Raw genomic sequence first — 25,974 nt, forward strand, 5'->3', positions numbered from 1 at the left:
ACTACAATGAAATCGATTCACTATATTACCCCTCTGTTGGCATTGAGTTTGATGGCATGTCAAACCACAAATCGCCCTGAGCCTATGACGGCAAAAAATGAGTTAACTGAGTCTTTAGCACAAAATAAAGCGCCAAAGCCGTTAACCCCACCGCCTGCAGTTATGCCAGATGATGTGCAACAAGAAGTCTACAGTCAGCGACTCGGCACTTTACCACCATTACCAGCTGAACGTCGTTTTGATGTATCGGCAAATGATGTTGATGCTCGCATATTTTTTCCTTCTTTAGTTGAAGACACACCGTTAAGTGTTGCGGTGCATCCGCAGGTACAAGGTAAGATTTCTTTGTCACTAAAAGGGGTCACTTTAGCTGAAGCCATTCAGGTTGTTGAAGACATATATGGCTATGAAGTGAGTCGTGATGGTCGTGTGCTACGTGTTTTCCCATCAGGAATGCGCACTGAAACTTTCTCATTGAATTACCTCTATATGGAAAGAGAAGGCTTGTCATTAACGTCAGTTAGCTCGGGTAGAATTTCTGACGACAATGACAATTCGAACAGTAATTCGAACTCTAATAGCTCAAGTTCAAATAATTCCAGTAATAGCAATTCGAGCAACAACAATAATAGTGACAACACCAATGGCACGTTTATTCGTTCAACCACTAAAACTGATTTTTGGGGAGAGCTACAAGAAACCCTTGCAGCGATTATTGGTGAAACCGGAGGTGGACGCCAAGTTGTTGTAACGCCTCAAGCAGGATTGGTGACCATTAGGGCGTATCCTAATGAATTAAGACAAGTTCGTCACTTTTTGAAAACGGCTGAAACCCATTTACAGCGTCAAGTTATTTTGGAAGCTAAAATTTTAGAAGTCACTTTATCTGATGGTTATCAGCAGGGGATTCAATGGGAAAATGTGATTGGTAGCGTAGGTAGTGCCAATGTGGATTTTGGTACGTCACCTGGGCAAGGTCTTGGTGATGCTATTTCTACCGTTATTGGCGGTGTTACCTCTATAAATGTCAAGGGAAGTGACTTTTCCACCATGATCAGTTTATTAGATACTCAAGGCGATGTAGATGTGTTATCTAGCCCAAGAGTGACCGCGTCTAATAACCAAAAAGCGGTGATTAAAGTCGGTAATGATGAATATTTTGTGACTGATGTGTCTTCAACTACCGTTGCGGGTACAACGCCAGTGACCACTCCGCAAGTTGAATTAACCCCTTTCTTTTCAGGTATTGCATTAGATGTTACTCCTCAAATTGATGAAGATGGCAATGTGCTATTACATGTTCACCCCTCGGTAATTGATGTCACTGAACAAACAAAATCAATTAAAGTTAGCGACTCCACGCTTGAACTTCCACTGGCACAAAGTGAAATACGAGAATCAGACACGGTGATTAAAGCCGCTTCAGGAGATGTGGTTGTCATTGGTGGTTTAATGAAAAGCGACAATGTTGAAGTGGTTTCACGAGTGCCCTTATTAGGCGATATTCCCTTCATTGGCGAAGCGTTTACAAACCGCAGCCGTTCTAAGGTAAAAACAGAGCTGATTATTATGCTTAAGCCAACTGTTGTGGGCGGTGATACTTGGAAAAATGAATTACAACGTTCACAAGATCTTATTGAACGCTGGTATCCAAGCGAAAAGTAAACATGAATTAGGATGATGAGTGGTTATGTATCTGCAGCACTTTGACTTACAGCAGTTGCCTTTTACATTGACACCAAACACGGGTTTTTTCTTTGGTTTGGCGCCTCATGTAGAAGCATTGCAAGTGTTGCAAATGGCCCTAGAAACCGGTGAAGGCTTTATTAAAGTCACCGGTGAAGTGGGCACAGGAAAAACCTTAGTGTGCCGTAAGCTATTGAATGAACTGCCACGTCATTTTCATTACGCTTATATTCCCAATCCATATCTGTCTCCTGAGGAATTACGTTGGGCGGTTGCCGCTGATTTAGGCATTGAAACAACAGCGACGATTGACCAACAGCAGTTAACTAAATTGATTCAAGAGCGTTTACTGGCATTAAATGCCGAGGGTTATCAGGTTGTATTGGTCATTGATGAAGCACAGGCATTACCAGATACGAGTTTAGAAGCAATACGCTTATTCACTAATTTAGAAACAGAAAGCCGTAAATTATTGCAGGTAGTGTTATTTGGGCAGCAAGAGTTAGATGAACGGTTGTCAAAGCCATTATTTAGACAACTTCGGCAAAGGATCACCTTTAGCTACCACTTGAGACCATTAAATTGGGATGAAGTGCAAGCTTATATTAATCATCGACTTAAAGTTGCTGGGTATCAAGGAGATGAGTTATTTGATCAAACCGTGTCAAAAGTAATAACTAAAGCTTGCAGAGGAATTCCGCGCTTAGTGAATATTGTCGCGCATAAGTGTTTATTATTGTGCTTTGGTGATGGCCAACAAAAAATTACCCTTGCTCATTGTAAAAGGGCAATTACAGATACCGATGATGCCAATCAAGAAGATATTGTCGTGAAGTCGTCTTGGTCGTTTACCCCAATATTATGGATAATGGGAGTTATTATGAGTATTTTTATAGGGATACAGCTTAGCTCTCAGCAATGCTGCAGCGCATGGTTTGCAAAAATAGGTGAATGGCTATGAGCGTCATAAATAAGATGTTGCAAGATTTAGAAAAGCGTCAGCAAACCGAAGAAGGTACAGAAGACAAGCCTGAAGCGGAGCAGTTTGTTCGCCCTCAGGTTGAATTTACCAGTCAATTTCGTGCTGATGAAGCATTTGAGCAGTCTAGAATTAATTACAAAAAATGGCTTTGGCTGATCCCTTTAACGCTGATACCAGCAATATGGTTTGGTATGAGTTTGCTACAAGAACCCGAGGTGATTGTAGAGACACAGCAGGGTAACCATGCTGCTAAAGTCCATGATGTTAATGAAGTTACATCAATATCAACACTGCCAGATCTCCAACGTGAAACGTCTGAAATCGACATTGTGGTTAAGCCGATTGTAGAAAAAGAGGCGGTTCAAAATGATACCTCTAACGAAGTCGCTACTGCAGAAGTAGCAGAAACAGTCGAGCCAGAAGGAGCTGACACAGAGACTTCTTCGCAACAGAGTGATGATAGTCAACTCGCAAACAACCAATTAGAAAGTAGTATTAAACGTGCGCCGATTGTCGAACCTGAGGGGGTTGAGCCTGAAGTTGCCCGTGCAGCAACTGAATCTTCTACAGTAAATAGTCAACCCAATACTGGCAGCATGACAGTGACAGAAGTCAAAATGTCCAAAGAGCAGCTTGCTCAGGCACAATTTACTAAAGCGCAAATGGCAGAAAATGCAGGACAACTTGATAATGCCGCAGGTCTATACCTTGAAGCCGTTCTTTTAAAACCAGATTTACATGAGGCTCGTAAGCAGTTAGCAGGCATTTACTTGCAACAAAACAATTTCAATACTGCCATACGGTTACTTGAAAGCGGCATTAGTTTATTTCCTGAGCATTGGGAGTTTTATCTATTAAAAGCCAATGTTGAAGCCAGTTTTCAAGAGTATGATGCAGCGTTAACAAGTTTAAGTAATATGGGAAATGACAGTGCTTTTATAAAAGAAAAGCATATTCTCCAGGCTGAGTTAGCGCAAAAAGTGGGCGATTATACTCTTGCGGTTGAGTCATATCGAATGGTGTTAATTTATGAATCGACCAGAGGTAAGTGGTGGTTAGGGCTAGCGTATGCGCTCGATTCAGAACAGCAGTATGTGCAAGCGACTCGAGCATACCGTTCGGCACTCAGTTATGGCGGTTTATCTGACTCGGCTGTGGCGTTTATTGAGAAGCGATTAGCTCAACTAGGAGAATACCAATGAAGCCTAAGTTAAAGATGCGATTAGGTGATCTTTTAGTGCAAGAGCAGATTATTTCTGACACGCAATTACATCAAGCGCTCGGCGAACAAAAAAAATCAGGTAAAAAATTAGGCCGAACCTTAATTGATTTACAACATATCACTGAAGATCAATTACTGGCCTTTTTATCGCAGCAATTGAATTTACCTTATCTGGATATCAGTCGTCGTCCCATTACGCCTGAAGTGGTCAATATCTTACCCGAAGTGCAAGCTAGGCGGCATCGTGCATTAGTGATTGAAAGCACCAGTGACAGTGTATTGGTGGCCATGAGCGACCCTGCAGACTTACAAGCCATTGATAATATTGAGGTGTTAGTTGCTCCTAAGCAGCTCAATATTGCGGTTGCCCCCGAAAGTCAATTACTGGATGCTTTTGATAATCTTTATCGCCGTACCGATCAAATTGCGCAAATTGCCGGAAAATTAGAAGAAGAATATGCCGCTGATGACATGTTCGACTTAGCCAATTTAACCCAAGGTGATAGTGATAACGAAACCACGGTTGTTAAGTTACTGCAATCGATTTTTGAAGATGCGGTACAAATGCGCGCATCTGATATTCATATTGAGCCGGGCGAGAAAGTGCTGCGGATCCGCCAGCGTGTTGATGGACAATTGCACGAAAACACCTTAAACGAAGTGAATATTGCTTCGGCACTGGTGCTGAGATTAAAGCTGATGTCTGGACTGGATATTTCAGAAAAACGCTTACCGCAAGACGGCCGTTTTCATATTGAAGTAAAAGGCCATAAAATCGATGTGCGTATGTCTACCATGCCGATTTATCACGGTGAGTCTGTGGTGATGCGTTTATTAGACCAAACCGCGGGATTACGCACCTTAGACGAAACCGGTATGCCACCCCATATTGCTGCACGTATTCGCAAACAAATTAAGCGCCCTCATGGCATGTTACTGGTGACGGGGCCTACAGGTAGCGGTAAAACCACCACTCTATACGGTATTTTGAGCGAGCTAAACACCGCAGATAGAAAAATCATTACCGTTGAAGATCCTGTTGAGTACCAATTACCGCGTATTAATCAGGTACAAGTAAACCATAAAATTGGCCTTAATTTCTCGAATGTACTGCGCACGACTTTACGTCAAGACCCTGACATTATTATGGTGGGTGAGATGCGTGACCAAGAAACCGTAGAAATTGGTCTTCGTGGTGCATTAACCGGTCACTTTGTATTATCAACCTTACATACTAACGACGCGGTGACCAGTGCTCTGCGTTTGCTTGATATGGGCGCAGCAAGTTATCTTGTGGCCAGCGCGCTAAGAGTGATTATTGCTCAGCGTCTTGTAAGACGTGTATGCCATAATTGTAGTGTCGATTATCAATTAACCCCCGCTGATAACAGTTGGTTGAAGAGTGTCTGCAAAGATGATTTTTCACAGGCTACCTTCAAAGTGGGCACGGGTTGTCAAAGTTGTAATGGTTCTGGATATCGTGGTCGTATTGGTATTTTTGAAATTCTAGAACTCGATGAAACCATGATCGATGCCATGCGTACAGGTAACCCGCAAGACTTTGCCCGCGCGGCAATAAGAAGCCCTAATTTTGTGCCGTTAGCTCAATCAGCGCTAAATTATTTATTTCAGGGTACTACTACCGTAGAAGAAGTCGCCAAATTGGTTGAAGACGTGAGTGAGTCATCGGTGGCGTTGTCACAAGATATCATAAGCCAAACCGATATTAACCACACTGATATTGAGGCGTAACTATGCCAATTTATTATTATCGAGGTCGCAATGCACAGGGGCAGCAAGTCACTGCGCAAATGGAATCAGCAGACGAAAACGCTGCTGCTGATACCTTGATGAGTCGTGGCATTATTCCGTTAGAATTAAGAGAAGTTAAGGCGAAAAAAGCTATCTCGTTTAATGATCTACTTGGTAATAAAGTTTCATTAGAAGAGCTACAAATTTTTACTCGGCAAATGTATTCGTTAACCCGCTCAGGAATTCCTATTCTAAGGGCAATAGCCGGGTTATCTGAAACGACTCATTCGGTCAGAATGAAGCAGGCGCTGGATGATATATCCTCACAATTAACCGCAGGTAGGCCGTTATCATCAGCGATGAATCAACACCCAGATGTGTTTGACTCATTGTTTGTCTCTATGGTTCATGTGGGTGAAAATACCGGTAAATTGGAAGATGCGTTTATTCAATTGTCTAGCTATATTGAAAGAGAGCAAGAAACCCGCCGCCGAATCAAGTCAGCAATGCGATACCCCATTTTTGTATTGATTGCTATTGCGATAGCCATGGTTATTTTAAATATTATGGTGATCCCCAAATTTGCTGATATGTTCTCGCGTTTTGGCGCTGATTTACCTTGGGCGACAAAAATTTTAATGGCAACCTCAAGTGTATTTGTTAATTACTGGCCTCATATGCTGGTGGCTTTGGCGGGGACATTTTTTGGTATTCGTTACTGGCTAAAAACGGAAGCGGGTGAGCAAAAGTGGGATAAATGGAAATTACATATTCCAGCGGTGGGTTCTATTATTGAACGTTCTACTTTGTCACGTTATTGTCGCAGTTTTTCAATGATGTTGGGGGCAGGTGTGCCCATGACACAAGCATTAAGTTTGGTAGCCGATGCGGTGGATAATGCCTATATGCATGACAAAATTGTCAATATGCGTCGTGGTATTGAGTCTGGTGAATCAATGCTTCGGGTGTCGAATCAAAGCCAATTGTTTACGCCATTAGTATTGCAGATGGTGGCAGTAGGCGAAGAAACCGGTCAGATAGATCAGCTGTTAACCGATGCCGCCGACTTTTATGAAGGTGAGGTAGATTACGATTTGAAAAACCTCACAGCAAAACTAGAGCCGATATTAATTGGTTTTGTTGCTGGCATCGTACTGATTCTAGCATTGGGTATTTATTTGCCTATGTGGGATATGCTAAACGTTGTAAAAGGTTAATTATTCAATAGCTTATATAATATGCTAGAGAGGCGGTTTTACAGGTTATGCTAAAACAACATAAAGCAGAAGATGACTTGATTAAAGTATATGGACGCCTTATTGCCATAGGTGTGTTATTGCTTATTTTGACCATTTTAGGCTTTAAACACTTTAATCAAATGCCTGATATGGCGGGTAAAAGTTTAGCAATTGAACACAATCGCTTGCTGCATATTATGGCGATGATAAAAAGTCAGTGGTTATCGCGTGGGCGTCCAGAGCAATTATTATTGAGCTGGGAAAGCATGGCACCCAATATGCATGTTGAAACAGTAATGCAGCAGAACACGGTTAATATGGCTAAAAACGTCAAAAATCAGGCAGCTATTTCTGCTGACGTGAACGTTACTGATACTGGTAATTGGATAACCTTATCTAAGCAAGGTTGGCCCTTATTAGCCAGCTTAGATGAGCATGGTTGTCAATTGCTGTGGTATCAGTTATTAGCGACACCGTTGGATAATATTTCGGTGAGTTTTGATAGCGATGAACACATATGTCGTTTTGTTGCCAAAGACTCTGCCAGTTTAGCTTATCAAGTCAATTCAGGGCGAGTATTGTTTATGTCGACCATTGATACAAAGGTAAATTAATGTTGTTGCGAATTCTAATAAGCTGCTAATATTAGTAAATATATCGAAAAAATAGTAAGAATTTATGTTGTGGTAAGTTGGTGATTGTTAATCACCTTGGCCGGATATTGAGATAGTTGACATGAGTGTAAAATTTATGAAATTTAAACAAAAAGGCTTTTCTTTAATTGAATTAGTCATTGTTATTGTCATATTAGGTTTGCTTGCCGCAACGGCCATACCGCGTTTTTTAAATGTGACTGAAGATGCTGAAAATGCCAGTGTTGACGGTGTTTCTGGCGGCTTAGCGACTGCGGTAGGGTTTGTTCGCGCCCAATGGGAAGTAGATGGACGCCGTAACACTTCGGTTATTTTAGATGGCACCACTGTTTCACTTGATACTCGATTCGGTTTTCCTACTGGCACCAGCAATACAGATGTCACCGCCATGACTGATGCGACTTGTCAGGAAGTATTTAGTAGTGTGCTTCAAAGTGCGCCAAGAAATGTTTTATACACAGAAGATGCAAGAGACCAACGTTACACGGTTCGAGTCTTAGATGGTGTTGGCGGCTCAGCCACCGGTATTAATGGGGCTAACGTCACTAATATCGATTTATGTGTATATCATCAAATTGCTTCATTAGTCATCGATCAAAATACGGGTATAGCCACACCCGCGCCTGATTTGAATACTGCTGGTGCAAAAGGGGTAACCTATAATCCGGGTACCGGACAAGTGTTATCGTTTACTAACGACTAGTTCATTTTTTGCTGTTAAATCAGCTTGCTAGATGTAAATTTATATTTTTAAAGAGGTTTTATTATGCAAAAACAACAAGGTTTTACCCTAATTGAATTAGTTGTGGTAATCATTATTCTTGGTATTTTAGCGGTTACCGCGGCGCCTAAATTTATTAACTTGCAAGGTGATGCTCGCGTATCTGCATTAGCAGGAATGAAATCAGCGCTTCAAGGTGCCAATACCTTAGTTTATTCAAAAGCCGCTTTAGCTGGCCAAGAAAAAGTAGCTAAAGATGCGACAACACCACCGTCTGTGGATATCGGAACAAGTACTCCCGCAGTAACCCACTATGGTTACTTACAAGCACTACAAGCTGAACTTGAAAATGCTATGGAAGTTAAATTCAATGTGGGGACAAGTGCAACTGACCCAACCACTACAGGCACTGAAGATTGGACCATTTTCATTGGTTCTGGCGTGGCAACCATTTGGCAAAATGGCGCACCTGCAGCGTGTAAGTTAACCTACACAGAAGCGACCTCTGCGACGTCTATTCCGACTTATGTTGTTGAGTCTGAACCTGATAATTGCTAAAACCTCAACTCAGGTTAAGTCATATTGACTGATTATGAAGCCTACTATTTAGTAGGCTTTTTTATTGAGCTGCTATTGCGCATTAACACTGAGTGATGACAAAAAATGGGTTTAGGTGATTGGAAATAGGCTGGTTTATTGGAAAAGTAGCATTAACCTTAATGAACAAATAAGCAGACAAAAGGTTAAAAAATTTGCCATACTATCAATTGTTAACCGTCATTTTTCATGAGTTAGTTTAAAGGAATAAATGAATTTTAAGCGCTTATCATCAAAGCCCAATGGCTTCAGTTTAGTTGAACTGGTCACCACGATTATTCTGATTGGAATTATGGCGGCGGTGGTATTGCCGCGGTTTTTTTCTCAATCAAGTTATAGCGCTTATACCGTCAGAAATGAATTTATCTCTGAGCTGCGTCAAGCACAGTTGCGTGCCTTAAATAACACTGACCGCTGCTTTGAGATAAACGTCACTTCATCGGGTTATCAATTACGCCAATATGCTGACCGCTCTGGTACGGCTTGTTCTTCACTTATTCGTTCTGAGGCGTTACAAGGTTTTTCGGGTGATGCCACCGTGTCGTTAACCTTGTCAGCCAGTCAAACTTTCACCATTACTTATGATGCTTTGGGGCGAATTATTTCCCCCAGTTGCAGCGGCCCTTGTTTTGATATTAATGCAGATGAAACCTTACAAATTGCCATAGAGTCTGAAGGGTATATTTATGCATTATAAATTCTCAACAGGCCAACAATATCGCCAGAATGGATTTTCGCTGATTGAATTAGTGATTGGCATGTTGGTGCTGAGTATTGCCATGGTCATGCTGACCTCTATGTTCTTCCCGCAAGCAGATCGTTCTGTGGAGTCATTGTATCGTATGCGAAGTGCTGAGTTGGCTCATTCGGTGATGAATGAGATTTGGGGCAAGCGCTATGATCAAAATACCAACCCTAATGGCGGGGTGCCAGCTTGTAATGCCCCCAGTGGATTGCCTTGCTCAACAGTATTAGGCCCAAATGGTGAACCCCGTGATGAATACAATGATATTGATGATTATCATGGGTTAGATATTAATGATTTAATGCTTAATTCGAGTGAAACGTATGCGGATGTTTACCGTAATTTTAAGCTTAATGTCACGGTAGAATATGTTGATGCCGCCACCCAAGCCGCCAAACTGATTACGGTAACCGTGACCACTCCAAGTAATGAAGATATTACCTATCAAGCGGTAAGGAGTAATTACTAATGCGGGCGCATCAGGTTTGGCGAATTAATGGTTTTACCTTAATTGAAATGGTCACTGTAATCCTTATTTTGGCGATTATTGTGGTCGGTGTTAGTAGTTTTATTATTTTTGGTACGCGCATTTTTATTGAATCTAGCTCGGTTGATCAAGTGCTGAGCCAAAGCCGTTATGGCGTAGAGCGCATGACCCGTGATATTCGCAGCGCTGTCCCTAATTCTGCTCGCATCAATACGGCTAGTAATGGAGCATTTCAATGTGTTGAAGTATTACCTATTGCCGCTAGCTCAACTTATTTATCGGCGCCTATTGCTCCTGATTCTGCCAGTAATAATGCCAGTGTGATAGCGTCAAATCATTCCATTGTGGCGGGCAATTGGGCAATAGTATATCCGTTGACCACCACTGAAATTTATAATGCAACAGGCACAACCGCAAAACGATTTCAAATATCCTCTGCTAATATTATTAATAATCAGCTCGATATTGTGTTTACTGCATCGGTTAGGTTTACCGAGGCTTCACCGTTAAATAGAATGTTTTTCTCTGAACAACCCATTAGCTATTGTTTTGAAAAAAATACCAATGGTGAAACCGCATTATATCGCTACAGTAATTATGGTTTTAATGCCATTCAGCCAGTACCTTCTTCGATGAGTAATCGCGTGTTAATGGCGCAAAATGTGGCAAATGACTTGCTGTCAGAGCCAGCTTTAGCGTTAACGCCATCAAGCTTGATTACCAACGCGATTATTCATATTGAGCCTAGGTTCAGTGTAAATGGTGAAACCTTTAAGTATCAACATCAAGTGCAGGTGGTCAATGTTCCCTAGTCACCGACGTTTTCAGCAAGGTAGCGCCCTTGTTATCGGGGTATTTGTTCTGGTTGTCATGTTTTTATTGGCAGCAAGCTTGTTGCGAATTGTTGAAGACGGTGATGAAGCTATTTCAATGGAAGTCTGGGGTGCAAGAGCACTTAACAGTGCTAATAGTGGCGCAGATGCGGCTTTAGCTCAATTGTTTCCTATTAGTGGAGCGGCTGCCAATTGTGCCAATGTGAGCAGTAGTTGGACACCGCCCGCAGGGCAAGTTGGGTTTCATGGGTGCCAAGTTGCCATTAGTTGTAATGATGTAAGTGTGGGTGCGGTCACTCAATATCGCATTAACAGCTCTGCAGTATGCGAAACTGGTGGTTGCGGAGCCGATGACACTACAAATTGCTTACGAGTCAGTCGTCAAGTAGAGGTAGAAGCCCGTGGTGATTAATAGATTACAGCTTAGACACATTTTTGGGGTTATCTTGGGGTGTCTGACTTTTCATGCCTCGGCTTTTGATGTGATTGATGAAACAGAAATTTGGCCTAATGTTGTTCAAGGGCATCATTCTGCTAATAGCAGTGGCTGTAATACGATTAATTCTCCGCAGATTACTATTAACCCAGGCTCAGATATTTCTGGCACTCAAGGTAACGATTTAGTCTTTTGCTCTATTAATACCAACAATGGTTTACCCAATGATAGCTGTGATACTGCTGCTGGTGGAACACGTGCTTGTACGGTTACAGGTAGTACAATTGAAGGCTTGAAGATGAATGGTAATCAAGCATTTCAATCAAGTAATGGCTCGGCAGGTAGTATCGGTTCTTGCAACTCTGGAGAGCAGATCAACCTAGGAAATTCAGGGGCAACACAATTTAATAGTTTAAGCTTATTTAGTGACTGTACCGTCACATTTTCATCCGCTAATACCGACTATCGATTTAATGCCATTAGTGCTGGGGACGGGGCGGTTTTGCAGTTTCCAGCAGGCGATTATTGGATAAAGTCATTACAGCTTGATGCACCGAGTAAAATTGAGGCTAGCTCTGGGGTAAGAATTTTTATTTCTGACAGCTCGCAACTTAATGGTGGGGTGATTAACTCTCTGCAACAAGCCGGTGTTCAAGTGATCACTTATAATGACCTCACCTTAAATGGCAAAAATATTAACGGCACTAATGTGCCTGCTGAAATCTATGCTGATATTTACAGTGAAAATAGAATTACTCTTAATACTGGCTCAATATTTGGTCGAGTAACCGCTAAATATTTAACCATGAATAGTGATGGTCACATTGGTTCTGCATTGCCTCCAATTGATACTTTTCATATTCAATATGGCAAAGCAACCAGTAATACTGTGACCTTTGACGATGCCTTTCCTGCAGGGGTAACCCCGCTAGTCTTTTTAATGCCAACCATCACCGATACTAATGCTAATAATGACGGCCCAGCTTCCGTTGCATTAAAAACGGTATCTGAGAATGGCTTTACTTGGGAGCAACAAGAGCCCCCTTCGCCTAGCAATCGATATGTCGCCTCAAATGTGATGCCTGAAGTCCATTGGATTGCCGTGACCTCTGGGATTTATGATTTACCGAATGGCACTCAATTGATAGCAGGCAGGGCTGAATTTGACCAAGCCTTAATTGGCTCAAATAATCCTTATATTGATGTTGCTCTGCCAAGTAGCCAAAATGTGCTACTGAATCAAATGCAAACGCAAAATAATAACTGTTGGTTTACCAGTACCTCGCAATTTAATAACGCTGGTATTCAATTGGCCATGGATACCTCTGAAGTTAGGTCTAATAACAACCGTTGTCAGCCGGGGAATTTAAGCAATAATCAAATTCAACCTGAAACCATTGCTTATCTGACCGTGGCTTCGGGTAGCGGCAGCATGGTGCTTAATGGTGAAAATACCAATTATCATTTTGGTAATGCCCAAACACACACTAATAATGGTATTCAGAATTTAAATAATCAATGTAACTACACCACGCCATTAACGGGTTTTACCGATGTCCCTATGCTGGTGGCGGGTAAAACTACCCGTCGAGGTGGTGATGGTGGCTGGCTGCGTCGTTGTCAGCTTAGCAATAGTAATGTCAGTATGGTTATTGATGAGGATACCTATCGAGATTCTGATCGTGGTCATATTTGGGAGCGTTATAGCTTTATCGCGATTGAAAAATTAAACCCGGTTATACAATGTTTTACCGATGACTTTAACCGTAGCGATGTTGGCGATGATTGGGTAGTTTCGACCAGTCAAGGCTCTTTTACCCCAGCGATAGTGAATAATCGTTTACGTGTTACTGAGGCAAGAGGAGGTCAAGCAACGTCTTCTACTTATCAACGACTATTTCCCGCAGCAGAGAATATATTCACTATTGAGTTTGACCATTATGCCTATGGTGGCTCAGGTGCAGATGGTATTGCGTTTGTATTATCAGACTCAGAGATCACCCCTCAGGCTGGAGCTTATGGAGGGCCACTAGGTTATGGTGCTCGCTCAACAGTTAATGGCTTTGCGGGTGGCTGGTTAGGTTTTGGTATTGATGAATACGGTAATTTCTCTGCTGAAGGAGGCCCCAGTGGACCTGGTCGTCGTCGCCAATCGGTGGCTATTCGTGGTTCAGGCTCGGGCACCAGCGGTTACCCTTACCTTAGAGGATCTTGTGCTAATGGAACAATTAACCCCTCTGGCAATTGTTTATCACCGACAGTAGACAACAATAATGTGGTGCCAGCTCATCGATATAGAATCACCGTAGACTCTCAGGTTTTAGGGCAATCTATCGTCAGTGTTGAGCGAAATACGGGGGCAGGCTTTGAAGAGGTTATTCCGGCATTTGATGTAGCCGCTATTTCGTCGCAAAGTGCAGTGCCAGATGACTTTTTACTGTCAATTACCGGCTCAACAGGCGGGGCAACTAATAACCATGAAATTGATAACGTAGAAATATGTGCGCTTAAATCTGCGCCAATTGGTGTAGTGATTGATCATTTTGAGTTTGACCATACCGGCTCAGGGTTGACCTGTGGCCCTGAAACCTTAACCATTAAAGCTTGTGCTAATGCAGATTGTAGTCAAACGGTTCCAGACTTTGTTACCGCAACATTGAGTCCTGCAACTGTTACCGGTGGCGGAGGCTGGGTTGGCGGTAATGTTGTGAGTTTTAGTGGTGGCTCAACCACTTTACAGTTAAATAAAAACACACCTGGCACTGTTACTATCGATGTGATTGGTTCAAGCCCAGGGGCAAAACCTTTTAGTGAAACCTTGTGCAGTATTGCAGGGGGAACACCCAGTGCGGCTAACTGTACCTTAACCTTTGATGACAGCGGCTTTGTGTTTGACGTGCCTGATAAGTTAGCCAATAAACCTGAAACTAATATTATTGTTAGTGCGGTGAAAAAAGATGACATTACTCAGCAGTGTGTCCCCAGTCTTGCAAATGTCAGTAAAAATATCGATTTTTGGAGTACATTTAGCGACCCCAATACCAGCGCCATTATTAACCCGCAGTCAGTGACCGTTAATAATACGGCTATTGGGCAAACGAGTGCGGCAGCAACCACAATTCCTTTAGCGTTCAATGCCCAAGGTCAAGCTGAAATTGAAGTTAACTACCCAGATGCAGGTAAGGTGCAATTAGACGCAAGATATACCGGCTCTGGCGATGAAGATGGTTTGGTGATGTTAGGTGATGACCAGTTTGTTAGCTTTCCGGTGGGGTTGTGTGTGACGCCAGAAGACAGCAACGCTGAATGTACTGCAGGAAACAGTAGCTGTAATGTCTATAAAAAGGCTGGTGAGTCTTTTAACTTGCAGCTGCAAGCTAAAGCGTGGCAATCAGATGGCGATAGCAATTATTGTGACAACCTAAATACCCCTAATTATGCCCACGATAATATTTCACTTGATGCCAATTTAGTGGCACCTTCTGGGGGCGTTTTAGGCAGTGTATCTAACAGCGATTATAATCATGTGGCTAACAGCTCTGGAACAAATACGGTTTCACAATCGATCAGTGAAGTCGGGGTGTTCCAGTTTACCGCTAAACCTCCTGCAACCTATTTAGGCTCAAGTTTTTACAGTATCCCTCAAGCCAGTTCGGTCAATGTTGGGCGATTTGTTCCTGACCGGTTTGTGATTAGTGGTGTCAGTGTGATTGCGGCCTGTAATAGTTTTAGCTATATGGATCAGCCGTTTGCTATGTCGATGAATATCAGTGCCTTCAATACCTTTTCGGCTGTAACTCAAAATTATCAACACAGCTTTGCCAAAGGAAACGCCCAGTTAGTGGGTGAAAACAATAATGATGGGGTTGAATTATCTAATCGATTAAGTGCGTTACCTGTTAGTGCAGGGTCTTGGGTGGCCGGTGTTGCTACCGTTGATGCCAGCTATCAAGCAAATTTTGCTAGAACAAGTGCGCCTAATGTAGATGGGCCTTTTTCTGGTTTAGATATAGGCGTACAAGTATTTGATAATGACGGTGACTATGCTTTTGTAGCTGACCCAGATATGCGTGCGGATATTAGTGGGGACTGCACAACGCCGACCAACACCTGTAATGCAAAACGTATTACCCAACAAGATTTGCGTCATGGACGGGTGATTATGGATAACACTTATGGCCCTGAAAATGAAATATTAGAAATGCCTGTTTATGCCCAATATTGGAATGGCGCAGCTTGGGGGGTAAATGTGGCTGATAGTTGTTCTGTTATCAATGCTCCATTAACCGGAGATGAAACTTATTCGCCCGCTTTAGGCACTGGCGAAACCGTTGCTAGAAGTGATAATTCGACTGATATCAGTAACGGTGAAATGTTACTATATTGGCAGAATACCGGCAGCAACCCATATCGTGGTCAAGTTAAATCGCCACTTGTGGTCGATACTTGGTTACAATGGTATTGGAATTATCAAACCAGTTCTCCAAATCTATTAGTTAATCCTGAAGCTAGTGCGTTTTTTGGTCGATATAGAGGTCATGACAGAGTTATTTATTGGCAAGAGGTCTCTCAATAAGATTTTAAAGGGTGATTAAAACGATTTTTATGGTCAGTTTATAGAGATTAATGACACTTTTGCAAAAAAAAGCGCCAGATTAGCAATTGTTCACCCTCTCGGTCTTGTAGATTGGAGGTGTCATTGATAAAGTTAGCTGATTTTTTTTCATCTGACTTCACAGAATACAGGCCTGATACATGTTCAAAAAGCTGCGCGGCATTTTTTCTAACGACCTATCGATCGATTTAGGTACGGCAAACACTCTAATTTACGTTCGCGACGAAGGGATCGTGTTAAATGAACCTTCTGTTGTTGCTATTCGTGGTGAGCGAAATAGTAATGGTCAGAAGTCTGTAGCGGCGGTGGGGACAGATGCTAAACAGATGCTAGGTCGTACTCCTGGCAATATTCAAGCTATTCGTCCAATGAAAGACGGTGTTATTGCTGACTTTTACGTGACCGAAAAAATGTTACAGCACTTTATTAAGCAAGTGCACAACAACAGTTTTTTCCGCCCAAGCCCGCGTGTTTTAGTGTGTGTGCCTGTGGGGGCTACTCAAGTCGAACGCCGTGCTATTCGTGAATCAGCGATGGGTGCAGGGGCTCGTGAAGTTTACTTAATTGAAGAGCCTATGGCTGCTGCAATTGGTGCGGGTTTACCGGTGTCAGAAGCCACGGGTTCAATGGTTGTTGATATCGGTGGTGGTACAACTGAAGTCGCAATTATCTCGTTAAATGGTGTAGTGTACTCTTCTTCTGTTCGTGTTGGTGGTGACAAATTTGATGACGCCATCATCAACTACGTTCGCCGTAATTACGGCAGCTTGATTGGTGAAGCTACCGCTGAGCGAATTAAACATACTATTGGTACAGCTTACCCGGGCGATGAAGTGCTTGAAATTGAAGTACGTGGCCGTAATTTAGCTGAAGGTGTACCAAGAAGCTTCACCCTTAACAGCAATGAAATTCTTGAAGCGTTACAAGAGCCACTTTCTGGCATTGTTAGCGCCGTCATGGTGGCATTAGAGCAATCTCCACCAGAATTAGCCTCTGATATTTCTGAGCGCGGTATGGTACTAACGGGTGGTGGTGCACTATTACGTGATTTAGACCGCTTATTAATGCAAGAAAGTGGAATTCCAGTCATGATTGCTGATGAGCCATTAACGTGTGTGGCTCGTGGCGGTGGTAAAGCATTAGAAATGATCGATATGCATGGTGGGGATTTATTCTCAGAAGAGAACTAAATGAACCCACTCAGCGGCGATGTTTGTAAACTCTTTGGCCAGCGCCATAAGAATGTGCGAACTTCGCCGTATTATTTTTTATGAAACCAATTTTTGTACGTGGTGTATCTCATCAATTTCGCTTAACACTGGCAATTATTTTGTCGGTGGTTTTGTTTGTTGCTAATGATCGTGTAGAGCCGATTCGTCAATCTTTGTCTACCGTGCTTAGTCCTCTTCAATATCTTGCTAATGTTCCTGGTGCCATGCTTGATTGGTCAGCCGAAGCACTTGCCACTCGTAAAATGTTATCGGCACAAAATAAAGTGCTAATGGAACAACAGTTACTGATGTCAGAGCGTTTACAACGTTTTGAACACCTTCGCCAAGAAAACGTACGCCTAAGAGCATTATTAGGCTCGCCGGTTCATATGGATTCCAGAAAAGTGGTTGCTGAAGTCATGGAAGTGGCCAGTGATCCGTTCAGACAGCTTGTGGTGCTAAATCACGGCACGCGAACGGGCGTTTACGTTGGCCAACCTGTTGTTGATGCCAAGGGCGTCGTCGGCCAGGTGATTGAGGTTAATGAACTGACCAGTCGCGTGTTGCTGGTGTCAGACTCTACTCATGGTATTCCGGTTCGTGTCACCCGCAATGATGTGCGAGCGATTGCCAATGGCACCGGAGATATTGATGAAATTGAACTGCGTCATGTGGCTAAAAGCACCGATATTATTGCCGGAGACTTGTTAGTCACATCAGGTTTAGGGGATCGCTTTCCTGAAGGCTATCCTGTTGCTCGGGTAATGTCGGTGGCCCGTGATGATGGCCAAAGTTATGCGGTCATCAATGCTCAGCCTTTAGCCGCGCTTGATCGGATTCGTTATGTGTTACTCATTTGGCCTGATGAAGAAGATAATACTCCGCTTGTGCCGATATCAGTTGAAGAAAATCAATCATTAAAAACGGATTCAGCAGAAGATGTGCAGTCTGAAGAAGCCAATGACACTCCATCCGCATCACAAAACCCAGAGGTGAGTCAATGAGTGCTCACATAGCTAATGGTCGTTTAGTTGTTTGGATTACCCTTTTTATAGGGATGATGTTCCAAATTATGCCGCTACCAGAAATTGCAGCTGCTTGGCGCCCTGACTGGTTATTAATGGTGATGATTTATTGGGGGATGGCGTTACCTCATCGATACAGCATTTTAACCGCATGGGTACTCGGGGTATTACTTGATGTCATGTTGGGTGCGACCCTAGGCGTGAGAGGCTTAGCTTTCGCACTGGTCATTTATGCGGTTGAACTTCACTTTCAGCGCTTACGTAATTTCCCTCGATGGCAGCAAACATTAGTTATTGCGATATTTATCTGCATATACCACCTTATCGTTTATTGGACTGAATTTGTCGTTGTTGGTGACAGTGCTTTTAGCACTGATATGTTTTTACCTGCCATTTCTAGCATGTTAATTTGGTGGTGGGTATTTTGGATGCTAAGAAATATTCGTCATCGATATAAAGTCAGGTAAGTTATTATTTAAGGGTTTAGTGCTTACCTAAGCCACTGGGTATTTTTATTTTTAAATGGTAATGGAGAAACTTGCAAATGACTTGGGTATTAGCGTCAACCTCCCCTAGACGAAAACAACTTTTCGCTCAAGCGGGGTTTTCAATCGCTGATTTTTCTTTTGAGCAAGTTGCACCAGACATTGATGAAACGCCATTTGAAAATGAGCTTGCTGCGGATTATGTCACGCGTTTAGCCATTGAAAAGGCTCAAGCAGGTTTAACACTCGCGCAAGTATTTCCCAACCCTAAGGTGTTAGGCTCTGATACATCAGTGGTGTTAAATGGCGCAATTTTAGGCAAGCCTGTCGACCCTCAAGATGCTAAACGAATACTACAGCAATTATCAGGGAATACTCATCAAGTGATGACGGCGGTTGCCATTACCAACGGCCAACATACCGTAAGTCGATTATGTATTACTGATGTGACTTTTAATCAGCTAACTGATGCTGAAATACACGCCTATATTGAGACTCAAGAGCCTATGGATAAAGCTGGTGCTTATGGTATTCAAGCCATTGGTGGTTGTTTTGTTGCAGAAATTAAAGGCAGTTATTCTGCCGTTGTTGGCTTACCTTTGGTAGAAACAAGACAGCTAATGCAACAAATACAACAGGTATAATACATTCCCCAAACGGTGTCTGATGACTGATTTTTTAATGACACTTAACGCATGAAAACGATGTAAAACTGGTGGCTTATGAATAGTAAAGCACAGGGTAAGAAAGGTTCAGAACTACTGATTAATGTAACCCCGACAGAAGCAAGGGTCGCATTAATTGAGCATGGCGTTTTGCAAGAAGTGCATATTGAACGACGTATGAAACGGGGTTTAGTAGGCAACATTTATAAAGGCAAAATTAGTCGTGTATTACCCGGTATGCAAGCGGCGTTTGTGGATATTGGTCTTGAAAAAGCCGCCTTTTTACATGCATCAGATATCGTGCCTCATACTGAGTGTGTTGCCGATGTTGAAAAGGGTAACTTTGTGGTACGTGATATTGCCGAACTGGTTCGTCAGGGGCAAGATATTATCGTGCAAGTGGTTAAAGATCCTTTAGGCACTAAAGGCGCAAGATTGACCACCGACATTACTTTACCGTCTCGTTACTTAGTCTTTATGCCAGGCTCTAGTCACGTTGGTGTTTCACAAAGAATTGATTCAGAAGAAGAAAGAGCACGTTTAAAGCAAATCACCACACCTTATGTTGACGATGACGGTGGGTTTATTATTCGCACCGCCGCGGAAAACGTTGGCGAAGAGGAGTTGGCTCAAGATGCGGCATTTTTACGTCGCGTCTGGAGCAAAGTCAGCGAACGTCGTAAACGCAAAGGCGCGTGTTTGTTGTATCAAGATTTAGCATTACAGGTCAGAATTATTCGTGACTTTGTAGGCAGTGATTTAGACCATATTCAAGTGGACTCGCGTCGAACCTTTAAAGATTTAAAGGTATTTGCGCAAGAGTTTATGCCTGAAATTGAAGACAAAATAGAGCTTTATGAAGGCCCTGCGCCCATTTTTGAACTCTATGATGTGGAAAATGAAATCCAGCGTGCACTTGGCCGAAAAGTCGAGTTAAAGTCAGGTGGCTACCTGATTATTGACCAGACAGAAGCCATGACCACAGTGGATATTAACACCGGCGCCTTTGTTGGTCATCGTAACCTTGAAGAAACCATTTTTAATACCAACTTAGAAGCGACTCAAGCCATTGCAAGGCAATTAAGATTACGTAACCTTGGTGGCATCATTATTATCGACTTTATCGATATGTTGAATGATGAGCATAAAGCGCGAGTGCTCGATAGCCTGAATGAAGCGTTGGTGTTAGATAGAGTTAAAACCAGTGTCAGTGGCTTTTCTGGTTTAGGCTTGGTTGAAATGACGCGTAAGCGTACACGTGAAAGTCTTGAACATGTGGTTTGCGCTGAATGTCCTGCTTGTTTAGGCACGGGCTCAATGAAAACCGTTGAAACTGTATCCTATGAGATTTTTCGTGAAATCATTCGCTTAAATCGTGCTTATAAAGCAGATGAATTTTTATTGTACTGTTCACCCGCGGTATACATGAGTTTAAGTGGAGACGAGAGTCATTTATTAGCTGAGCTGGAAGTTTACATTGGTAAACGCATTCGTCTGCAAAACGAAACTATGTATGCGCAAAACAAATATGATGTGGTGATGATGTAGTGTCATTGCAACACTTGGCGACATTTGGACGCATTACTTTTCAGATACTGGCAATATTGCTAGTACTTTTTGCCCTTGCTGTGAGTTTAATTCGCGGCTTATTACCCCATGTGCCAGAAGTTCGCCAAGATATCCTCACCTATGTAGATGAGCAATATGATCTCACTATACAAATAGGGGACTTTTCAGCAAAATGGCAAGCTTATGGTCCATCGATAACCATTAATCAATTGGTTTTGCCACCACAACAAAATATTCCCTTTACGCTAATCAGTGATCAAGTACATATTAAGCTCGATTTTTGGCAATCTTTATTAACCCTCAGCCCGCAAATTGAAACCGTCAGTTTTGATGGTGTCGATGTGGCGATTCATTTAGATGAACTGCCAACATCAGCTAAAACACCCTCATCAAACACTAATTTAGATTGGTTATATGCATTATTACTTGAGCAGTTGGCGCACTTTTCCATTAACGATGTTACGGTACAATTGTTCAATGGTCAGCATGACTTTAAACCAATTTTTGTTGAAAATTTAGAGTGGTTAAATACGCCAAATGAGCACAGGGCGAAAGGCTTAGTGTATATAGACCAAGATGCCTCTCAACAAGAATCGCTTTCATTGGCAATCGCATTGAAGGGAGATGGTTATAAACCTGATTCACTCACAGGTGAAATTTATCTGGCGGCAGAAGCGTTAGATCTTGGTAAATGGGCCTCTAGGAGATCGAACCCGAAAATTAATATAGATAACATTGATTTTGAAGGTGTGGTGAATATTGAAGCGTGGTTCAACTTTGCTAACCGTAGTGTTGATGACGGTTATCTCCTGTTTAAGCCCAGCTGGTTACAATGGCACGATAATGATGAGTCGCATACTAAAACGCTAGGTCAAAAGTTAGTTTCAAAGGTTTCAAAAAAAGTTCAAGTCAACCCTGAAACCATGCAGCGCTTTGATATTCAATCCGGAGTGATCACTTGGCAAAAAAATGCACAAGGATGGCATCTTCAAAGTCATGATTTGTTGATGACATCTAATGGTGAAAATTGGCCAAAAGTTGATGTCATTTTAGCCTCTAAGCAGCAACAGATGTTTGCATTAGTTAATCAAATTAATGTGCAGCATATTGCACCGTTGTTACCCTTGATCCCAAATTTTGGTCGTAAACAAGTTGCGCTTTGGCAAGATATCAAATTAACAGGGAATATTGGGCCAATAAAATTATATAAGCCAATCGACCAACCTTGGTTAGCCACAGCCAACCTGAATAAACTAGAGTGGCAACCCATTAGCAAGATTCCTGGGTTAAGCCCAATTGATGCACAATTAATTTGGACTGATAATGAATTAACCGCAGTGTTACCGCAGCAAGCTTATCGAATAGACTTTGCGGGTGGCTTTAATCAACCGTTGGCCTTAACTGGGCAGGCATTAACAGCAAAGTTTAATCCACAAACTTTGCAATTAACTGCTGAAAGTATTCGTTTTAGTAATGATGACATTAAGCTTAATGCTGCGTTAAAAATGGATTTTTCAGCCGACGCACATATGGCTTTAGCGGCTAATCTCGATATTCTAGATGTCACTAAAGCCAGTAATTATTTCCCGTTAATGGCCATGTCTCCCAATTTGGTCAGTTATCTAGATTCAGGCTTACAGGCAGGGCAAATTCATCAAGCTCAAGTGGTTTGGCATGGGGCGTTTAATCAATATCCATATACACAAAATAATGGCATATTTCAGGCTGAATTTGACTTAACTGAAGGTCAATTTAAGTTCCAACCCGACTGGCCAGAGGTGACTGAATTAGACTTATCCGCAATATTTGAAAACAAGTTAATGGATTTAACTATTAATACAGGAAAGCTCGGTAAAGTGGCTGTAGATGGTGCTAAGGTGATTATTCCTGAGCTAGGAAAAAAATCATTATTGTTGGTAACCGGGGACTTGCACACTGAGGCGCAACACGCGACAGCGGTAATCAATGACTCACCACTTAAATCTAATGTGGGTGAAACATTAGCGGTGGTGCAAATAAGCCAAGATATTAATGTGCAGTTAGATTTATCTATTCCATTATACGAAGGCCAAAAACCGCTGATTAAAGGGGCTGTGAATTTTGAAAATAATCCTGTATTTATCAGTAAACCTGGGGTGCATTTAACTGAAGTTACTGGCGGAGTTCGTTTCAAAAATAGTTTAGTTTCGGGGCAAAACCTTCATGCTCAGTTATTCTCGCAGCCATTGCAATTTAGTTTTGAAACCAAAAATAGAAATAAACAACTGGTATTGGATGTGGAATTTGATGGCCGCTGGGATCTTGCCAGTTTGCCCCAAAGCTTCGAAACTCCGCTGAGTGATTATTACCAAGGTGAATTTGATTGGACCGGACATTTAATGATGATGTTTGGCGATCAAGGTTACAGTATTAGAGCCCAAGCCGAGTCAGACTTAAATGGGGTCAGTGTTAATTTACCTCGGCCCTACACCAAAGCTGCTGATGAACCTCGGTTGATCACTGCGGAATTATTGGGTGATAACAAACAGTCTGCGTTAAGTATCAAGTTGGCTAATCAAGCAGAGTTTTGGGGCGGCTTTAGTGATGAAGAACAACATTTAGCATTTTATGAGTTAATGTTGGGCCGCCAATTTAAATTGGGTGATAAATTAGCTAAGCAAGCTGGTCGAATACATGTTGATTTCAAACAAGCCAACTTTGATCAATGGCAACCTATTATTGATCGATTTATTAAAAAAGGTTCAGCAAGTCAGCAAAGTGAAGATACCAAAGTGGCAGGGGTTTTTCCGCCATTAGTGCAAATTAACGCTAAGGTGAGGAAGTTTAATTTATTAGCCCAAGACTTTACTCAGTTAAATTTATTAGCTCAACCATTAGAAGATATTTGGCGTTTTGATGTGGATTCAGAACAATTTGTAGGTCGGGTGGACTTTTACCCCAGTTGGCGCGAACAAGGCATAAAAATAGTTGCTGACAAATTGCATTTATCACCTCACTTTAAAACCAAAGAAAATGGCGGAAAAAGTCCAGACTCTATGCTTCAGAATATGCCGCCATTGGCAGTTGATGTCGATGATTTTAAAGTCTTTGATATGCAATTCGGCCATTTAGAAATGCAAGCAACACCGTCGGCAGATGGATATATATTCCAAACAATATCACTAACAGAGCCGAATAAAATAGTTAATTTTCAGGGTAAAGGGACCTGGAAAAACACTGCTACTGGCCCGCTAACCCAATTTGATGTCGACTTATCTGCGGCAAAATTTGACACGTTATCTACTATGTTGGGCATTAATCCAGGTTTACAGAATGCGCCTCTAAAATTAGTGGGTGATTTTTCGTGGCAAGGTGCTCCTTATGACTTTTCTCTAGAGACCTTAAATGGCCAGCTGAAGTTTGATTTTGGTAAAGGCCATTTGTCAGAGATAAGTGATAAGGGAGCGCGAATTTTCTCGCTGTTTAGCCTCGATTCTATCTTACGTAAACTGTCTTTCGATTTTTCAGATGTGTTTGGTAAAGGGCTCTATTTTGACAGCTTTAACGGAAATCTAGCTATTCAAGATGGCGTAGTTAAAACCACCGATACAGAAATGGACGCGGTGGCCGGTACTATGCGAGTGCGTGGATTTACTGATTTAACGACCCAAAGTTTAAATTATGATATTCGTTTTGTACCGCAACTTGCCTCAAGTGTACCTACAGTGGTGTTTTTGAGTACCAGTGCATGGACCTTGGGAATAGGAGCGTTTGCTCTGACAAAAGTACTTGAACCTGTTATTGAGGTGATTTCAGAAATTCGTTTTCGATTAACAGGCACCATGGATTCACCTGAGTTACAGGAGCTTGAGCGTAAAAGTAAAGAAATTGAAATTCCTGAATCGATTTTGCGCGAAAATGGAGTGAATGTTATGGATGACAATCATTCAACTGAAGCGGTTCCAGCGAGTCAATCATCATCTGCACCGTTAAATCCTGGTGTTACTGAACCCCAAGTTCAACAACAAATTGATACCCAACAGCCACAAGTTAAGGTTGAACAAGATCCGCAGCAATCAACGAATCAATCAGAACTACAATCAGAGCCAAAATCAAAAACACAACAGCAGCATTCTACTAATGTGGTTACTAACGTAGCAGCCAATACTAAAAGCATCTATGCTGTCATAGAGCCATACAACAAGCAAAATGTGAATAGGGATAGCAATGCAAGTCAGTTTGTTACAATGTCAAAGCAGCAGAGATGTTCAAGCCAATCTTGCTTTTATCAACAAGCAGCTTGAGCTGTTGCCTCGTCAAGAATCACAACCACAACTGGTGGTGTTACCTGAGTGTTGTTTATTGTTTGGTGGCCATGAGTCGCAACAGCTTCAATATGCAGGAACTGACGATAGTGGCGAGCTCAAACAGGCCTTATCTCAATTAGCAAAACAACATAAAGTGTATATGGTTGCTGGGACCATTCCAATGAAAGCTGATGACGACCGAGTATATAGCCGCAGTTATTTATTTGATGATCAAGGAGCCACATTAGGCTCATATGACAAATTACACTTGTTTGATGTTGACGTTGCCGACGGGACTAAAGTTTATCGAGAGAGTGATACCTTTCACCCAGGTCATCGAGTTACCGTGGTAGACACTCCCTTTGGTAAAATTGGTTTGGCTATTTGTTATGATATTCGTTTTGCTGATTTATTCCGCGCTTTAACAATGGCAGGAGCGGAAATTATCGCCCTTCCTTCAGCCTTTACTCGTGTCACAGGTGAAGCCCATTGGCAAGTTTTATTACAAGCTCGTGCCATTGAAAATCAATGTTATTTACTCGGTGCGGGACAATGGGGACAGCATAATCAAGGTAGCCGAGAAACCTGGGGACACAGCATGATAGTCGACCCTTGGGGTAAAGTAATAGCCGAACTTGATCAAGGGCTTGGTTGGGTTCAGGCTGAAATAGACTTACAACTATTGGCAGAAATTCGCCAAAAAATGCCTGTGCAAGGGCATAATCGTTTTATTGCCCCCACATTAGCTAACTTCAACTAGGTGCGC

20 protein-coding genes are annotated in these 25,974 nt (G+C 42.2%); all 20 read left to right on the forward strand.

What is annotated here, in order from left to right; translation table 11 throughout:
• Positions 1-6 precede the first annotated feature (6 nt).
• Positions 7-1,665 (forward strand): pilus (MSHA type) biogenesis protein MshL, encoded by a 1,659-nt coding sequence (gene mshL, locus L2672_RS05225; protein WP_248994779.1) that lies wholly within the window; start codon positions 7-9, stop codon positions 1,663-1,665.
• A 25-nt stretch (positions 1,666-1,690) separates the two neighbouring features.
• Positions 1,691-2,647, forward strand: a complete 957-nt coding sequence (locus L2672_RS05230; RefSeq protein WP_248995100.1) for an ExeA family protein — start codon at positions 1,691-1,693, stop codon at positions 2,645-2,647.
• Entirely contained in the window at positions 2,644-3,870 is a 1,227-nt protein-coding gene (locus L2672_RS05235; protein WP_248994780.1) for a tetratricopeptide repeat protein, read from the forward strand. The genes L2672_RS05230 and L2672_RS05235 overlap by 4 nt, the downstream gene beginning before the upstream one ends.
• The gene (locus tag L2672_RS05240) at positions 3,867-5,642 is read left to right on the forward strand and encodes a GspE/PulE family protein (RefSeq protein WP_248994781.1); all 1,776 of its coding nucleotides are present in this window, start codon (positions 3,867-3,869) and stop codon (positions 5,640-5,642) included. Before L2672_RS05235 ends, L2672_RS05240 begins: the two co-directional genes overlap by 4 nt.
• A gap of 2 nt (positions 5,643-5,644) precedes the next feature.
• Positions 5,645-6,859, forward strand: coding sequence for a type II secretion system F family protein (locus L2672_RS05245; protein ID WP_248994782.1), 1,215 nt, complete (start codon positions 5,645-5,647; stop codon positions 6,857-6,859).
• Positions 6,860-6,906: 47 nt separating this feature from the next.
• Complete coding sequence (locus tag L2672_RS05250) at positions 6,907-7,494, forward strand: hypothetical protein (RefSeq protein WP_248994783.1); 588 nt, start codon at positions 6,907-6,909, stop codon at positions 7,492-7,494.
• Positions 7,495-7,630: 136 nt separating this feature from the next.
• Positions 7,631-8,236, forward strand: coding sequence for a prepilin-type N-terminal cleavage/methylation domain-containing protein (locus tag L2672_RS05255; RefSeq protein WP_248994784.1), 606 nt, complete (start codon positions 7,631-7,633; stop codon positions 8,234-8,236).
• 63 nt (positions 8,237-8,299) lie between these two features.
• Positions 8,300-8,812 carry a prepilin-type N-terminal cleavage/methylation domain-containing protein gene (locus L2672_RS05260; protein ID WP_248994785.1) on the forward strand — a complete coding sequence of 171 codons (513 nt, stop codon included), beginning with the start codon at positions 8,300-8,302 and terminating at the stop codon, positions 8,810-8,812.
• Between the two features lie 250 nt (positions 8,813-9,062).
• Positions 9,063-9,548 carry a type II secretion system protein gene (locus L2672_RS05265; RefSeq protein ID WP_248994786.1) on the forward strand — a complete coding sequence of 162 codons (486 nt, stop codon included), beginning with the start codon at positions 9,063-9,065 and terminating at the stop codon, positions 9,546-9,548.
• Positions 9,538-10,065 (forward strand): prepilin-type N-terminal cleavage/methylation domain-containing protein, encoded by a 528-nt coding sequence (locus L2672_RS05270; RefSeq protein WP_248994787.1) that lies wholly within the window; start codon positions 9,538-9,540, stop codon positions 10,063-10,065. Before L2672_RS05265 ends, L2672_RS05270 begins: the two co-directional genes overlap by 11 nt.
• The gene (locus L2672_RS05275) at positions 10,065-10,895 is read left to right on the forward strand and encodes a PilW family protein (protein ID WP_248994788.1); all 831 of its coding nucleotides are present in this window, start codon (positions 10,065-10,067) and stop codon (positions 10,893-10,895) included. Before L2672_RS05270 ends, L2672_RS05275 begins: the two co-directional genes overlap by 1 nt.
• Positions 10,885-11,328, forward strand: a complete 444-nt coding sequence (locus L2672_RS05280; protein ID WP_248994789.1) for an MSHA biogenesis protein MshP — start codon at positions 10,885-10,887, stop codon at positions 11,326-11,328. The genes L2672_RS05275 and L2672_RS05280 overlap by 11 nt, the downstream gene beginning before the upstream one ends.
• A 34-nt stretch (positions 11,329-11,362) precedes the next feature.
• A complete protein-coding gene (locus L2672_RS05285) occupies positions 11,363-15,928 on the forward strand; it encodes a DUF6701 domain-containing protein (RefSeq protein ID WP_248994790.1) in 4,566 nt (1,521 codons plus the stop codon).
• A gap of 179 nt (positions 15,929-16,107) precedes the next feature.
• On the forward strand, positions 16,108-17,157 hold the full coding sequence (locus L2672_RS05290) for a rod shape-determining protein (protein ID WP_248994791.1): 1,050 nt from the start codon (positions 16,108-16,110) through the stop codon (positions 17,155-17,157).
• Positions 17,158-17,237: 80 nt separating this feature from the next.
• Positions 17,238-18,182, forward strand: coding sequence for a rod shape-determining protein MreC (gene mreC / locus L2672_RS05295; protein WP_248994792.1), 945 nt, complete (start codon positions 17,238-17,240; stop codon positions 18,180-18,182).
• Positions 18,179-18,670 carry a rod shape-determining protein MreD gene (gene mreD / locus L2672_RS05300; RefSeq protein ID WP_248994793.1) on the forward strand — a complete coding sequence of 164 codons (492 nt, stop codon included), beginning with the start codon at positions 18,179-18,181 and terminating at the stop codon, positions 18,668-18,670. The genes mreC and mreD overlap by 4 nt, the downstream gene beginning before the upstream one ends.
• Before the next feature lie 77 nt (positions 18,671-18,747).
• Positions 18,748-19,332, forward strand: coding sequence for a Maf family protein (locus L2672_RS05305; protein ID WP_248994794.1), 585 nt, complete (start codon positions 18,748-18,750; stop codon positions 19,330-19,332).
• A gap of 78 nt (positions 19,333-19,410) precedes the next feature.
• On the forward strand, positions 19,411-20,901 hold the full coding sequence (gene rng, locus L2672_RS05310; RefSeq protein WP_248994795.1) for a ribonuclease G: 1,491 nt from the start codon (positions 19,411-19,413) through the stop codon (positions 20,899-20,901).
• Positions 20,901-25,205 (forward strand): YhdP family protein, encoded by a 4,305-nt coding sequence (locus tag L2672_RS05315; RefSeq protein WP_248994796.1) that lies wholly within the window; start codon positions 20,901-20,903, stop codon positions 25,203-25,205. Before rng ends, L2672_RS05315 begins: the two co-directional genes overlap by 1 nt.
• Positions 25,129-25,968 carry a carbon-nitrogen hydrolase family protein gene (locus L2672_RS05320; RefSeq protein WP_248994797.1) on the forward strand — a complete coding sequence of 280 codons (840 nt, stop codon included), beginning with the start codon at positions 25,129-25,131 and terminating at the stop codon, positions 25,966-25,968. The genes L2672_RS05315 and L2672_RS05320 overlap by 77 nt, the downstream gene beginning before the upstream one ends.
• The last annotated feature ends 6 nt before the right edge of the window (positions 25,969-25,974 follow it).

The sequence above is a fragment of the Shewanella gaetbuli genome, assembly GCF_023284065.1.
Lineage (GTDB): Bacteria > Pseudomonadota > Gammaproteobacteria > Enterobacterales > Shewanellaceae > Shewanella > Shewanella gaetbuli.